Origin of the sequence: Pseudomonas sp. NPDC089734 (assembly GCF_044748865.1) — a bacterium.
In the GTDB taxonomy this organism is placed as follows: Bacteria; Pseudomonadota; Gammaproteobacteria; order Pseudomonadales; family Pseudomonadaceae; genus Aquipseudomonas.
In genome coordinates, this window is record NZ_JBIVGV010000001.1 from 432,458 (window position 1) to 446,521 (window position 14,064).

Here is a 14,064-nt window from a genome sequence, read left to right on the forward strand (position 1 = left end):
CATGGCCAGCCTACGCATAGAAGTCATCAGTCTGTTCCCGGAGATGTTTTCCGCCATCAGTGAATACGGCATTACCAGCCGCGCGGTGAAACAGGGGCTCTTGCAGCTGACCTGCTGGAATCCGCGGGATTACACCACTGATCGCCATCACACTGTGGATGATCGCCCATTTGGCGGTGGTCCGGGCATGGTGATGAAGATCAAGCCCCTTGAAGATGCTCTGGTTCAGGCCAGAGAAGCTGCAGGGGATGCGGCGAAGGTGATCTACCTTTCGCCACAAGGCCGCAAGCTGAATCAGTCTGCGGTACGCGAACTGGCGCAAGAGGACGCGATTATCCTCATCGCCGGTCGTTATGAAGGCATTGACGAGCGTTTTATTGATGCTCATGTCGATGAAGAGTGGTCGATTGGTGACTATGTCCTGTCCGGTGGCGAGCTACCGGCGATGGTGCTGATCGACGCGGTTACGCGACTGCTGCCTGGAGCTTTAGGGCATGTGGACTCCGCGGAGGAAGATTCCTTCACGGACGGTCTGCTGGATTGCCCGCATTACACTCGACCTGAGGTGTATGCGGATCAGCGTGTTCCCGACGTGTTGCTAAGTGGCAATCACGCGCACATCCGGCGTTGGCGTTTACAGCAGTCCCTTGGAAGGACCTGGGAACGACGCGCTGATCTTCTGGAAAGCCGCTCGCTTTCTGGAGAAGAGAAGAAGCTGCTGGCGGAATACATCCGCGAGCGGGACGATAGTTAACGTATCGATGGTTGATCCAGAACGGATTACCTTAGGAGCACCAGCATGACCAACAAAATCATTCTTGCCCTCGAAGCAGAGCAGATGAACAAAGAAATCCCTACCTTTGCCCCAGGCGACACCATCGTCGTTCAGGTGAAAGTGAAGGAAGGTGATCGTGCGCGTCTGCAAGCGTTCGAAGGCGTTGTCATCGCCAAGCGCAACCGTGGCGTGAACAGTGCTTTCACTGTTCGCAAGATCTCCAACGGTGTTGGCGTTGAGCGTACTTTCCAGACCTACAGCCCGCAAATCGACAGCCTGGCTGTGAAACGTCGCGGCGACGTTCGCAAGGCCAAACTGTACTACCTGCGTGACCTGTCCGGTAAAGCAGCTCGCATCAAGGAAAAACTGTCCTGATACAGTTTTTCGATGCATAAAAAAAGCAGCCTTCGGGCTGCTTTTTTGTTGCCTGTGTTTAATCATGCAGTCCTCTGCCGCAAGACGAACCACGAGTAAAAATGCCTGCCATCGACCACCCCCTGATCGACCGTTTTCTGGATGCGCTCTGGCTGGAAAAAGGCTTGTCCGATAATACCCGCGACGCTTATCGCAGCGATCTGGCCCTCTTTAATGGCTGGTTGCAGGAGCGTGGTGTGGATTTGGTCGAGGCCGGGCGCGATGTCATTCTCGATCATTTGTCATGGCGAATGGATCAGGCGTACAAACCCCGTTCGACCGCCCGCTTTCTGTCAGGGGCGCGTGGTTTCTACCGTTACCTGCTACGTGAGCGGTTGATTGCTGTCGATCCGACCTTGCTGATCGACATGCCGCAACTGGGCAAGCCATTGCCCAAGTCCCTGTCCGAAGCCGATGTCGAGGCCCTGCTGGCGGCACCGGACCTGAGTGAGCCGATCGGCGAACGTGACCGTGCCATGCTGGAGGTCTTGTATGCCTGTGGCTTGCGCGTCAGTGAGTTGATCAGCCTGACACTGGAGCAGGTCAATTTGCGTCAGGGCGTGTTGCGGATCATGGGCAAGGGCAGCAAGGAGCGTCTGGTGCCCATGGGAGAAGAAGCCATTGTCTGGGTCGAGCGTTACATGCGCGGTGCCCGTGATGAGTTGCTGGGCGGGCGTCCCAGCGACATTCTGTTTCCCAGCCTGCGTGGCGAGCAGATGACCCGGCAGACCTTCTGGCACCGCATCAAGCATCAGGCGGCTGTGGCCGGTATCGGCAAATCGCTGTCGCCGCATACCCTGCGTCATGCTTTTGCCACACATTTGCTCAATCACGGGGCCGACTTGCGTGTGGTGCAGATGTTGCTGGGGCACAGCGATCTGTCCACGACACAGATCTACACACATGTCGCGCGTGCCCGATTGCAGGATATGCATGCCCGGCACCATCCACGTGGCTGAACGTACCGGTAACTTCTGTCAGTCCGGGTCGGTGTTAAAGGCCTTATGTGGTAGGCTTTGCCGGTTTCGCAGATTGAAGCTGGCGTCCGTCGTTTTCAACGCCACCGGTCTGTCCGCCGTTATAGGAGTTTTCATGCGCTTGCCTCATATTTTTGCTGCCGCCATTGTTGCCCTGGCCGGCTCTTTCAGTACCTTTGTCCAGGCTGATGCGGTGCCTGATCAGGCCATCCGCAAGACGCTGGAGTCTCTGCAACTGGAACTGCCGGTGGAAAGCATCGCAGCCAGTCCGTTCAATGGCCTTTATGAAGTCAAGCTCAAGGGCGGTCGTGTGCTATACGCCAGTGCCGACGGCCAGTTCGTGGTGCAGGGCTACCTGTTCCAGATCCAGAACGGCAAGCCGGTCAACCTGACCGAGAAGACCGAGCGCCAGGCCATTTCAAAAACCATCAACGCCATTCCGACCAACGAAATGGTGGTTTACCCGGCCATCGGTGAAACCAAATCCCATATCACGGTCTTTACCGACACCACATGCCCTTACTGCCACAAGCTGCATGAAGAAGTCGGCAAATTGAACAAGATGGGCATCGAGGTGCGCTACCTCGCGTTCCCGCGTCAGGGTCTGGGTTCGCCGGGTGACCAGCAGTTGCAGGCAGTCTGGTGTTCCAAGGACCGCAAGGACGCCATGGACCGCATGGTCGAAGGCAAGGACATCAAGGCACCCAAGTGCGAAAACCCGGTCACGAAGCAGTTTGAAATGGGCCAGTCGATTGGTGTGAACGGTACGCCGGCCATTGTTCTGGCCGATGGCCAACTGATTCCGGGTTATCAGCCCGCTGCCCAGGTTGCAAAGCTGGCACTGAACGCAAAATAATCCAGCGTCGTCAGGTCAGCCTCATGAGGTGACGCCCTGTCGTCATCTCGCTAAAAAATTGGAGTCGCATGGTGACATGCGGCTGTTTTCCACGGCCGGTTTCGAGACGGCCGTTTTTCGGGGAGTTCATCAGTGAAACCGGTCAAAGTAGGCATCTGTGGGCTGGGTACTGTCGGTGGCGGTACCTTCAACGTACTTCAGCGTAACGCCGAGGAGATTGCCCGCCGTGCCGGGCGTGGAATCGAAGTTGCGCAAATTGCGGTCCGTACACCAAACCCCAACTGCCAGATTACCGGTACCCCAACCACCACCGACGTATTTGCGGTGGCGAGCAACCCTGAAATCGACATCGTCGTCGAGCTGATCGGTGGCTACACCGTGGCCCGCGAGCTGGTGCTCAAGGCCATTGAAAACGGCAAGCACGTGGTAACGGCCAACAAGGCGCTGATCGCGGTACACGGTAACGAGATTTTCGCCAAGGCGCGGGAAAAGGGCGTGATCGTAGCCTTCGAGGCTGCTGTCGCGGGTGGCATTCCGGTCATCAAGGCCATTCGTGAAGGCCTTTCGGCAAACCGCATCAACTGGGTTGCCGGGATCATCAACGGCACCGGTAACTTCATCCTGACCGAGATGCGCGAGAAAGGCCGTACCTTCCCTGACGTACTGGCTGAAGCCCAGGCGCTGGGCTATGCCGAAGCCGATCCGACCTTCGACGTCGAAGGCATCGACGCAGCGCACAAGCTGACGATCCTGGCATCCATCGCCTTCGGCATCCCGCTGCAATTCGACAAGGCCTATACCGAAGGCATTACGAAACTGACCACTGCCGACGTGAACTACGCCGAAGCACTGGGCTATCGTATCAAGCATCTGGGCGTTGCGCGCAGCACCGAGCAGGGCATCGAGCTGCGGGTTCACCCGACGCTGATCCCGGCCGATCGCCTGATCGCCAACGTCAATGGCGTGATGAACGCGGTCATGGTCAATGGTGATGCATCCGGCTCGACCCTGTTCTACGGTGCAGGTGCAGGCATGGAGCCCACCGCTTCTTCCGTGGTCGCCGACCTGGTGGACGTTGTGCGTGCCATGACCTCCGATCCGGAGAACCGTGTGCCGCACCTGGCCTTCCAGCCGGACTCACTGTCCGCTCATCCGATCCTGCCGATCGAGGCGTGCGAAAGTGCCTATTACCTGCGTATTCAGGCCAAGGATCATCCGGGCGTGCTGGCACAGGTTGCAAGCATCCTGTCCGAGCGTGGCATCAACATTGAATCGATCATGCAGAAAGAGGCCGAAGAACATGACGGCCTGGTGCCCATGATTCTGTTGACCCACCGTGTCCGTGAACAACGCATGAACGATGCGATCACGGCTCTGGAAGCCTTGCAGGATGTGGTCGGTCCGGTTGTGCGGATTCGTGTCGAACATTTGAATTAACGATAGCGGCAAGCGACAAGCTGCAAGCTGCAAGTCAAAAGCCTGTGTGCTCTTGCTTGAAACTTGTAGCTTGAAACTTGCAGCTCAAACCAAGGGTTTGAAAAAATGCGCTACATCAGTACCCGCGGCCAGGCGCCGGCGTTGAATTTCGAAGATGTGCTGCTTGCCGGCCTCGCCAGCGATGGCGGCCTGTATGTACCGGAAAACCTGCCACGCTTCACCCAGGAGGAAATCGCGTCCTGGGCTGGCCTGCCTTATCACGAGCTGGCTTTCCGCGTGATGCGTCCTTTCGTGGCCGGCAGCATTCCGGATGCCGATTTCAAGAAGATTCTCGAAGAGACCTACGGCGTATTCGCCCACAGCTCGGTGGCTCCACTGCGCCAGTTGAACGGTAACGAATGGGTGCTGGAGCTGTTCCATGGCCCGACCCTGGCGTTCAAGGACTTCGCGCTGCAATTGCTCGGTCGTCTGCTCGACTACGTGCTGGCCAAGCGCGGCGAGCGCGTGGTCATCATCGGTGCCACGTCCGGCGATACCGGCTCGGCGGCGATCGAAGGCTGCCGTCGCTGCGAAAACGTCGATATCTTCATCCTGCACCCCAACAAGCGTGTTTCGGACGTTCAGCGTCGCCAGATGACCACTATCTTCGGCGACAACATCCATAACATCGCCGTGGAAGGCAACTTCGACGACTGCCAGGAAATGGTCAAGGCCAGCTTCGCCGACCAGGGCTTCCTCAAGGGCACCCGTCTGGTTGCGGTCAACTCGATCAACTGGGCGCGGATCATGGCCCAGATCGTCTACTACTTCCACGCTGCCCTGCAGCTGGGCGGCCCGGCCCGTTCGGTTTCCTTCTCGGTGCCGACCGGAAACTTCGGCGACATCTTCGCCGGTTACCTGGCCCGCAACATGGGGCTGCCGGTCAATCAACTGATCGTGGCCACCAACCGCAACGACATCCTGCACCGCTTCATGAGCGGCAACCAGTACGTCAAGGAAACCCTGCACGCCACGCTGTCGCCTTCGATGGACATCATGGTGTCCTCGAACTTCGAGCGCCTGCTGTTCGACATGCACGGTCGCAACGGTGCAGCCATTGCTGATCTGATGGACAGCTTCAAGCAGGGTGGCGGTTTCAGCGTCGAAGAAGACCGCTGGACCGAAACACGCAAGCTGTTCGACTCGCTGGCAGTCAGCGACGAGCAGACCTGCGAAACCATCGCTGAAGTGTTCGCACAGACCGGTGAAGTGCTGGATCCGCACACCGCCATCGGCGTCAAGGCTGCGCGTGAATGCCGTCGCAGCCTGGACACCCCGATGGTGGTGCTGGGCACGGCTCACCCGGTCAAGTTCCCTGACGCGGTAGAGAAAGCAGGCGTAGGAAAAGCTCTTGAGCTTCCTGCACATTTGTCTGATTTGTTCGAGCGCGACGAACGCTGCACCGTTTTGCCAAATGACCTCAAAGCCATACAGGCCTTCGTCAGCCAGCATGGCAACCGCGGAAAGCCGCTGTAACGGAAGCGTTGTGTAACAACTGAGGCCCGCCATCTGGCGGGCCTTCTCATTTTCACGTGCCAAACTCTGGAGGTTTTTCAGTTCATTCGGATGAGTCAGTTGTTGTGAAACAAGCAAGTATGCAAAGTGTGGTCAGGGTGACAGGCAACTCAATCATTGGACGTGCATGGCGCGCACTTTTTCTTCTGCTGACACTGTCGTTCTGCCTGTCGGCCAGTGCAGCGCAGAACCTGCCATTTACGCTGAGTGCTCCTTTTCTGACGCTGGACGATCTGCCCCTCGATGCCCCTGATCGCCAGTGGCTGGACCAGCGCAAGACATTACGGGTCGGCATTGCGATTGCCGATTACGAACCCATCGATATCACCAGCGACCATAACCGCTATCAGGGTATCAGCGCCGACTACCTGAGCCTGATCGGCGACAGTCTGAACATCCCGATGCAGGTGGTAGGGTTCGTCAGGCGCGAGGAGGCGATTGCCGCCTTGCGTAATGGCGATATCGATATCATCACCAGCGCCAATGGCTTTGAACGGGGTGTTCAGGGGCTGGCGTTTTCGACCGAGTACATGCCTGACCGTTCGGTTGTGGTCGGGCGCGGCAGCGATGTGGCCCCGACCATGACGCTGGCCGGTAAAAAGGTCGTATTGCTCGATGGCTATGCCGACGCCCAGGTCGTCCAGCGTACCTACCCGGACAGTGAAATCATTATTGCGCCCAACCTCTACAGTGCCATGGAGGCGCTGAGCCAGGGGGAGGCGGATGCCTTCATCGGCAATGAAGTGATCGTGCGTTCTTATACCGCCCTGCGGCCTTATCTGGGTTTGCAGATCCATTTCGAGAGTGCGCTGCCGCCCGTGGGGTTCGGGTTTGCCGTGCGTCAGGATGAGCGGCGGCTGTTGGCGTTGATCAACCGTGCCCTGGCCAGCTTTTCTCCTTCGCTCAGCCGAGAAGTGCTGGGGCGCTGGACGCTGGGGCTGGGAGCCGATGTGGCCGGGCAGCGCATCACGCTGACCCGCTCCGAAAAGAGCTGGCTGAGCAAGCACCCCAGCGTAACGATTTCGACGACCCAGCATCCGCCCTATATCTACAAGGACAATAATGGCAATTGGGTGGGGTTGAATGCCGACATTCTGGCCCGGATTTCTCGCATGACAGGCCTGCAATTCGTACACAGAGAAGTCTTCTCGACCCAGGAAAGCATTGGCGTACTCAAGGCCGCAGAGGCCGTCATGAACACAACGCTGGCCGAGAATGCCGAGCGCAGGCAGTTTCTGGATTTCACCTATTCCTTTGGCGGCAATAACTGGGTTTTTGTCGTGCGCTCCGACAAGGTGTCGCCGACATCCTTGAGCAATCTGTCCGGGCGGACACTGGCATTGCCTGCCCGGCATGCGCTGGAAGAGAGCATACGGCGTGATTTTCCTGACGTGCAGCTTCGGCTGGTTTCGACCTATGACGAGGCCAGGGCCCTGGTGGAAAGCGGTCAGGCCGATGCCACGATCCAGAACGAAGCCGGTGCCTATCTCTTTCCGACCGGAGCCCTGAAGGTCGGGCGCAGCGTAGATGGCAAATGGTCACCGGACCGTTTTTCAGTCATCAAGTCACAACCTGAACTGCTCAGCATTCTGAACAAGGCTCTGGAAGCGTTCCCGGTCGCCGAGATGCGCTCCATCCGCATTAAATGGCTCGGCTCGGTTCTGCCGCAACCTTCTCTCTGGAGCCGGATTCCGCCGTGGGTGTTCTGGGTCGTGATACTGGCAGGGATGCTTGTCCTGGTGTCCCTAGTCTGGAGCAGTCGACTCAAGGTTCAGATCCGCCAGCGCTCCAGGGCTGAAAGAGAACTCAATGACCAGTTGGCCTTCAAGCACGCGCTCTTTGATGGCATACCCAATCCCATTTACGTTCGGGACCTCAAGGGGCGTCTGATTTCCTGCAATCGCAGTTATGAGGAAAGCTTCGGAATCAGCTTCGAGCAGATGAATGGCCGCCGCCTGATCGATGTCGACCTGATTCCGCGACCGGTCGCAGAGCAGATGCACCTCGACTACCTCAAGCTCCTGGAGAACCGGCGCCCGATATTCGTGGACAGGACCCTGGAGTTGCAGGGCAAGCGCGTCGATGCCTGGCAATGGACGGTTCCCTTTTTTGGCGCCGATGGTCAGTTGCAGGGGTTGTTGGGGGGCTGGATCGATATCACCGAGCGCAAGCGATTGGAGGTTCAGCTCGAAGAGGCGCTGCGTCATGCCGATCAGGCCAATGAAGCCAAGAGCGCGTTCCTGGCCAGCATGAGTCATGAAATCCGCACGCCCATGGGGGCCATCATCGGATTGCTGGAACTGGAGTGCGAGCAGGCCCAGGCCAGGGGCGATGAGCCTTCCCATCGTGTGCACGTGGCCCACCGTTCTGCCAGGGAACTGGTCTCTCTGATTGGCGACAGCCTCGATCTGGCCAGGATCGAAGCAGGAGGGATGCAACTGTCGCTGGCGGCGACGTCGCTGTATCCGTTCTTTGAAGGTGTTGTTCAGCTGTTTGCCGCTCAGGCTGAGGGAAAAGGAGTCGGTCTGACGCTGGAGTTTGCGGAGTCCGCCCGCGGTGATTACTGGCTTGACCCCTTGCGCTTGCGTCAGGTGATGCACAACCTGGTGGGCAATGCCTTGAAGTTCACGCAGCAGGGTTCGGTGTGCGTGGCCGTCAATGTGCTGGAGACGTCCGGTGAGTCGCAACGGATCCAGATCCGTGTCCAGGACACGGGGGCCGGTATCGATCCCCAGCGACAGCAGCAGATTTTCCAGCCCTTCATGCAGGCCAGTGACGATACGGCGGCTCTGTATGGGGGAAGCGGACTTGGACTGAGCATTTCGCGACAGCTCGTCGAACTGATGAGCGGGGAGATCAGCCTGATCAGTGAAATGGGGCAGGGTACGCAGGTGATGGTCAACGTGACCCTGGCCAGGGTGAAGTCTCCGCCTGCCATGTCGCAGGCACCGTGCAAACCGCATCGGGTCGATCGTAGCCTGTGCCTGCTGGTGGTGGATGACCTGTCTGCCAACCGTCTGGTGCTCACCCAGCAACTGGAGTTTCTCGGTCATCGGGTCGTGCCCGTCGAGGGGGGCGCGCAGGCGTTGGAGAGATGGCGCGAAGGGCATTTCGATGCGGTCATCACCGATTGCAACATGCCGGGTGTCAGTGGCTATGCACTGGCCGAGGCGATCCGTGATATCGAGGGCCGTGAACAGCTCGCGCACTGCCCGATCATCGGTTGTACGGCCAATGCCATGACCGGCGAAGGGGAGCGATGCGAGCGTAGCGGCATGGACGGCCTGCTGCTCAAACCCTTGTCTCTGGAAAGGTTGTCGGCTGAGCTGGCCAGGGTCATTCATGAGCCGACATTCGATATTCGCACCTTGCGGCGCATGACCCAGGCCAATGAGGAGCAGATGCAGCGTTTGCTGGGTGAGCTATGGAAAAACCTGTGTCATGAGCGTGAAGTCATGCAGCCGGCTATTGGCGGCCACGACTGGAAAACCCTGAGTGCATCCTTGCACCGCCTCAAGGGCGCAGCCTGTCTGGTGGATGCCGTACCGCTGGCCAAGGCCTGCGCGGCACTGGATGCCAGCGTGAAAAGTGAGTCCGGATCAGCCTTGCATGAGCACTGGCCGATGCTGGATGCGTCCATCGAGCATTTGCGTGCAGACATCGAATCGTTGTTGGTGAAGCCTCTGGTTTAGGACTTGTCTTATGGGGAACGCCGACCTGAGGGGCTAGAGTGTTGTCACTTTCGGCCCCAGGGCTGTGATTCGGAAAATGACCATGCGCGCTCTCAAAGTTCTGATCCTCGAAGACGACCCCTTTCAACTGATGGCGCTGCATCAGATGCTCAACGCCAATCAGGTCTTCGATGTGATGACCGCCGACAGTGTCGAAGCTGCCCGGCAGTCTCTGCGTAATCGGGGGGGTGTCGATATCGCCATCTGCGACTTGCAGATGGACGGGGCAGATGGCCTGGAGCTTATTCGTCATCTGGCACAGGGCGGTCAGGCCCGGTCACTGGTCATCCTCAGTCATGCTGCCGAGGGCGTGCGCGAGGGCGTGGCCCGTCTGGCGTTCGATCAGGGGCTGGCCGTATTGGGAAACCTGCCGAAACCGGCCACTGCCGCCATGCTGGGCGATGTACTTGAGGCGTATGAACGACTGGAACCCGTGCCGGAAAAAGACGTGCTGGCGCCTTTCTGCCTTGAGCAACTGGTCGCGCCTGCAAACGTTCAGGTCGAGAGCTGCGTCGAGCAATGGATTGCGTATTTCCAGCCCAAGGTCAACCTGAAGGGGGATCTGCTTGGGGTCGAGGCTCTGGTTCGATGGCAGCACCCTGTGCAGGGGCTTCTGGCCCCTGGCCGCTTCATGTCGGCGATCGAACGTGCAGGGTTTGTCGTGCCCCTGACCTGGCGAGTGCTTGAGCAGGCCTTGCAGATGTCTGCCGAGGTCCGATACAGGCAAGGCGAGGCCTTGCCGGTGGCCGTCAATATCGCGCCTCAGGTGTTGGCGCTGGAGGATTTTGCTCCGCGAGTCATGGCATTGCTGGCCCGTCATGAATTACCGGCCAGCGTCTTGACGCTGGAAATTCTCGAACACGAAGCCTTGCAGCCTCGAGCCGGGCAACTGGAAGGGCTGCTGCGCTTGCGCATGCAGGGCTGCAAGTTGTCCATCGACGATTTCGGGATGGGCGCGTCGAACATTCATCGGCTTTTGCAACTGCCATTCTCCGAACTGAAGATTCCAGCCGAATTTGTACAAGGGGTGGCGGATGATCCTCGTCAGGCGGCTGTTGTTGCGGGGGCCTTGTTCATGGCCCGTCGTCTGTCGATGGAGGTGGTGGTGGAAGGGGTTGAAACCCTCGACGACTTTCACAGCCTTTTGAGGCTGGATGTGCCAGCCATTCAAGGGTATTTCATCGCTCGTCCCATGTGTGCGGCCGACCTGTTGCGCTGGATGAGCGAGCGAAAGTCATGCCACTCCTGGCCGGTCGTCCAGGAGAACGAGCCTCAGGACATTCCGTGTTCCTGCAGGTAAATGTACAGCGCCGCGTCGTTGCCCAGACCCAGCTTGCGCATGGCACTGACCTTCTGGGCGCTGACCGTCTGCTTGCTGCGGTGCAGTTGCAGGGCTATTTCCCCGACGGAATGGCCGGCTGCCAGCAAGCGTATGACTTCCAGTTCCTTTGGCGATAACTGCTCAAGCGGTATCAGCCTGTTCGTTCCATGGTCCCTGGCGTCGAGCATCGCCCGTTGTACCGAGTCGGCCAGGAAGACGTCCCCGCGACGAATGCTCCTGATCGCGGCTGGCAATTCACCCGCCACGCTGGCCTTGTTCAACAGCCCCTGAACATTCAGGGCAAGCATCGCCCGGAACAGCCCGGCGTTGTTCAAGGTTGTCACTACGATGACCGGCAAGTGCGGAAAGTCGCGATGAATGCGTTGCAGCAGGCGCAGCCCGTCATTCTGCCGTTCGGCAGGCATCATGAAGTCGGTGATCAGCACATCGCACGCATGGGTGTCGAGGGCCTGCAGAAGCTCGCTCGGGTTGCACGCTTGTGCGATGACCTTTGCGTCATTGTCTTGCTCAAGCACCACGCGTAGGCCGATCAGGAAAATCGGATGATCATCGGCCAGAATGATGCGCAATGCCGGATAGGGAGAGGCGCTCAAGGTATTGCTCCATTGAGGGAAGGCCAATGTTAATGACATCTGAGATTGCTGTTCAGGTCCTCCCTCGGGCCATGGCGGATTTGTAGGATTCGGAGGCCATTCTTGATGAATATTCCTACGTGACCTGGATGGGGCGGTCGTGCGGTTTTTTCTTTGTCATATTCCGCAGGCATGCTCAAGTTCCTGAGCAGTCCAGTGAACCGATCAAGCCAAAGAACTTTCCGTGCTTGCCGGTGGTCAGTGATAAGCACCTTTGCATTCAAATTGTCGAGTGGTGATCCGGATGGAAAATATCAGTTTGCTGCTAAGCGAAGCGTTGGCGCCTTACCAGGCCAGCCTGGGGCGGGAAGGCTCTCGTGGGGAACGTCTGGTCACCCTGAAAGATGTGACAGGTGCCATTGTGATCGAGCGTATGTTCACGGCTGATCAATTGCGCGATAAACGTCAGCTGACGGATGTCGTGGATGGGCTGCACCGGGACCTGATGGTGGCCGAAGGCAGGATCGAACCTTGCGTGATTGCTGCCATGCGTGACAGGGCCTTTGTCGCACCGGCGTTTGCTTGATGCATGGAAGGTCGGAGCGTTGTCCTGAGCAGAGCTTTGCTCTGCCGGGACAATGGGGACGCACTGAAAAGTGCGCTAGTTGGTCTCGAAGAACGCTTTGGCGTCTTCTATGTACTGAGTGCGCAATTCCGGTTCCAGCCAGTTGGCATAAAAGTTCAGCAGGCTGGTTTCGCGCAGGGTGCGCATTTCCCGGTTGATGATGTCCATGGCCTGCCTGCCCTGTGGCGTATCCGAGCAGCCAATGTGCGTGACCTGGTATTTGGGCGTGTCCTTGACGGGCAAAAATGCCAGCTCTTCGGGTCTTATCCCCTGGCGCATGGCTTGGGCGCGGGCTTCTGGCCAGTAGCTGATCATGGCTTGCAGGCGGCCCAGGCGCTCCATTTGCAAGAGGCTGCCCACCGCATCGTTGCCATAGTGCTCGCTCAGTTCCCCGTCAGGGACCTTATGGAGGATCTTGTCGATCACCATGCCGTAGCTGCGTTCGGCAACGACCCCCAGCTTGATGGTCTTGCTGGCCAGCAAGGCGTCCAGATCAATGTGCCCGTCGGCAATGAAAGGAATAAACAGGGAGAGGTCATCCTTGCGAACGATCAATCCATTGCTGAACACGATGTAGGTGGGAATGGAAAAAACGATGGACTTGGCCCGTGTCGGAGTCCACAGCAGCGTGGGGTCGCAGGTGAAGGCGTGTTCGTTGAGCATTTGCATGCCACGGGCCCGGTTGACCCGCATCAGCAGGTGTTCGTATTCGGGCATGCGGGCGATCAGAAGTGGCATGAACTGATCGATGGCACCTTGCCCTTTATAAGGGCCGGCAAAGATGGTCGCCGGGGGCATGTCCCGCAGAAGCCAGATCAGTGTGTCCTTGGCCTGGCCGATGCCTGGCAATCCGCATAAGGCCAATGCCAGCAGCCATTGGGTCAGGCGCGATCTGGCGGACGGCGAGACAAGAGAAGACATTCTCTGATTTCATCCCCGAAAATGGTTATTCAAGTGAACAGACGGTGATTGGATCGCTGCGATGCCAGTGGCGTCACACTGTTGTGGTTCCTGACATCCGAGTCAACATGATTGCCTTTCCGCTGTATTAAATTGCATCAATGTTTTCGATTAGGCCAGTGGATTTTGCGTGCCAGGCCAATGTCACGATCTTCCATTTGCCTGCCAAGGTCGTTCGACAGCCCTGCATCGGTTAGACTTGCGCCTTTCCCCGACTCTAGAAGCCCGTTCATGGCCCAGCCGTCCACGACCTACAAATTCGAATTGAACCTCACCGATCTTGACCATGGGATCTATGAAAGCGTCAAACAGACGATCGCCCGCCATCCCTCCGAGACGGAAGAGCGCATGGCCGTGCGCCTGCTCGCCTATGCCTTCTGGTACAACGAGCAACTGTCGTTTGGCCGTGGCCTGTCTGAAGTAGACGAGCCGGCCCTGTGGGAAAAAAGCCTCGACGACCGCGTCCTGCACTGGATCGAGGTCGGCCAGCCCGATGCCGAGCGCCTGACCTGGTGTTCGCGCCGTACCGAGCGCACCAGCCTGCTGGCCTATGGCAGCCTGCGCGTCTGGGAAGGCAAGGTGGTGCCTGCCGTCAAGAACCTGAAGAACGTCAACATTGCTGCCGTGCCGCAGGACGTTCTGGAAGTCCTGGCCAAGGACATGCCCCGGGTGATCAAGTGGGATGTGATGATCAGTGAAGGCACCGTGTTCGTGACGGACGATCGTGGTCAGCATGAAGTGCAGTTGCAATGGCTGGCGGGTGAGCGCGGCTGATAGCCGGGCCCTGATCGACCTTCCCGATTGTTGAAAACACAGAGAAT

At 58.3% G+C, this 14,064-nt stretch carries 12 protein-coding genes; 10 read left to right on the forward strand and 2 right to left on the reverse strand.

Translation table 11 applies throughout. From position 1 onward, the window contains the following. The first annotated feature begins 1 nt into the window (after position 1). The 8 genes from trmD to ACIPY9_RS02110 all read left to right on the forward strand — a co-directional run bounded on the left by trmD (position 2) and on the right by ACIPY9_RS02110 (position 11,044). The gene (gene trmD, locus ACIPY9_RS02075) at positions 2–754 is read left to right on the forward strand and encodes a tRNA (guanosine(37)-N1)-methyltransferase TrmD (protein WP_400696624.1); all 753 of its coding nucleotides are present in this window, start codon (positions 2–4) and stop codon (positions 752–754) included. 45 nt (positions 755–799) lie between these two features. Then, positions 800–1,150, forward strand: a complete 351-nt coding sequence (rplS, locus tag ACIPY9_RS02080; RefSeq protein ID WP_400696625.1) for a 50S ribosomal protein L19 — start codon at positions 800–802, stop codon at positions 1,148–1,150. A 101-nt stretch (positions 1,151–1,251) separates the two neighbouring features. Beyond that, positions 1,252–2,148: a site-specific tyrosine recombinase XerD gene (xerD, locus tag ACIPY9_RS02085; RefSeq protein ID WP_400696627.1), complete on the forward strand. Its 897-nt coding sequence runs from the start codon at positions 1,252–1,254 to the stop codon at positions 2,146–2,148. Positions 2,149–2,281: 133 nt separating this feature from the next. Then, on the forward strand, positions 2,282–3,022 hold the full coding sequence (gene dsbC, locus ACIPY9_RS02090; protein WP_400696628.1) for a bifunctional protein-disulfide isomerase/oxidoreductase DsbC: 741 nt from the start codon (positions 2,282–2,284) through the stop codon (positions 3,020–3,022). A gap of 132 nt (positions 3,023–3,154) precedes the next feature. After that, positions 3,155–4,459 (forward strand): homoserine dehydrogenase, encoded by a 1,305-nt coding sequence (locus ACIPY9_RS02095; RefSeq protein WP_400696629.1) that lies wholly within the window; start codon positions 3,155–3,157, stop codon positions 4,457–4,459. Between the two features lie 105 nt (positions 4,460–4,564). Further along, positions 4,565–5,974: a threonine synthase gene (thrC, locus tag ACIPY9_RS02100; protein ID WP_400696630.1), complete on the forward strand. Its 1,410-nt coding sequence runs from the start codon at positions 4,565–4,567 to the stop codon at positions 5,972–5,974. Between the two features lie 119 nt (positions 5,975–6,093). Further along, positions 6,094–9,705: an ATP-binding protein gene (locus ACIPY9_RS02105; RefSeq protein WP_400696842.1), complete on the forward strand. Its 3,612-nt coding sequence runs from the start codon at positions 6,094–6,096 to the stop codon at positions 9,703–9,705. Positions 9,706–9,787: 82 nt separating this feature from the next. Beyond that, on the forward strand, positions 9,788–11,044 hold the full coding sequence (locus ACIPY9_RS02110; RefSeq protein WP_400696631.1) for an EAL domain-containing protein: 1,257 nt from the start codon (positions 9,788–9,790) through the stop codon (positions 11,042–11,044). Here the strand turns inward: ACIPY9_RS02110 and ACIPY9_RS02115 are convergent. Further along, positions 11,017–11,679, reverse strand: a complete 663-nt coding sequence (locus tag ACIPY9_RS02115) for a response regulator (RefSeq protein WP_400696632.1) — start codon at positions 11,677–11,679, stop codon at positions 11,017–11,019. The two genes, ACIPY9_RS02110 and ACIPY9_RS02115, sit on opposite strands and share 28 nt — an antisense overlap. A 283-nt stretch (positions 11,680–11,962) precedes the next feature. Between ACIPY9_RS02115 and ACIPY9_RS02120 the strand changes: the two genes are divergently transcribed. Further along, positions 11,963–12,244, forward strand: a complete 282-nt coding sequence (locus ACIPY9_RS02120; RefSeq protein WP_400696633.1) for a DUF3509 domain-containing protein — start codon at positions 11,963–11,965, stop codon at positions 12,242–12,244. 75 nt (positions 12,245–12,319) lie between these two features. On the opposite strand, the gene ACIPY9_RS02125 is transcribed toward ACIPY9_RS02120, so the two are convergent. Continuing rightward, the gene (locus tag ACIPY9_RS02125) at positions 12,320–13,156 is read right to left on the reverse strand and encodes a TIGR02285 family protein (RefSeq protein ID WP_400696843.1); all 837 of its coding nucleotides are present in this window, start codon (positions 13,154–13,156) and stop codon (positions 12,320–12,322) included. A 318-nt stretch (positions 13,157–13,474) separates the two neighbouring features. Here ACIPY9_RS02125 and ACIPY9_RS02130 point away from each other — a divergent pair, with 318 nt between their 5' ends. Next, the gene (locus ACIPY9_RS02130; RefSeq protein ID WP_400696634.1) at positions 13,475–14,017 is read left to right on the forward strand and encodes a YaeQ family protein; all 543 of its coding nucleotides are present in this window, start codon (positions 13,475–13,477) and stop codon (positions 14,015–14,017) included. Positions 14,018–14,064 lie beyond the last annotated feature (47 nt).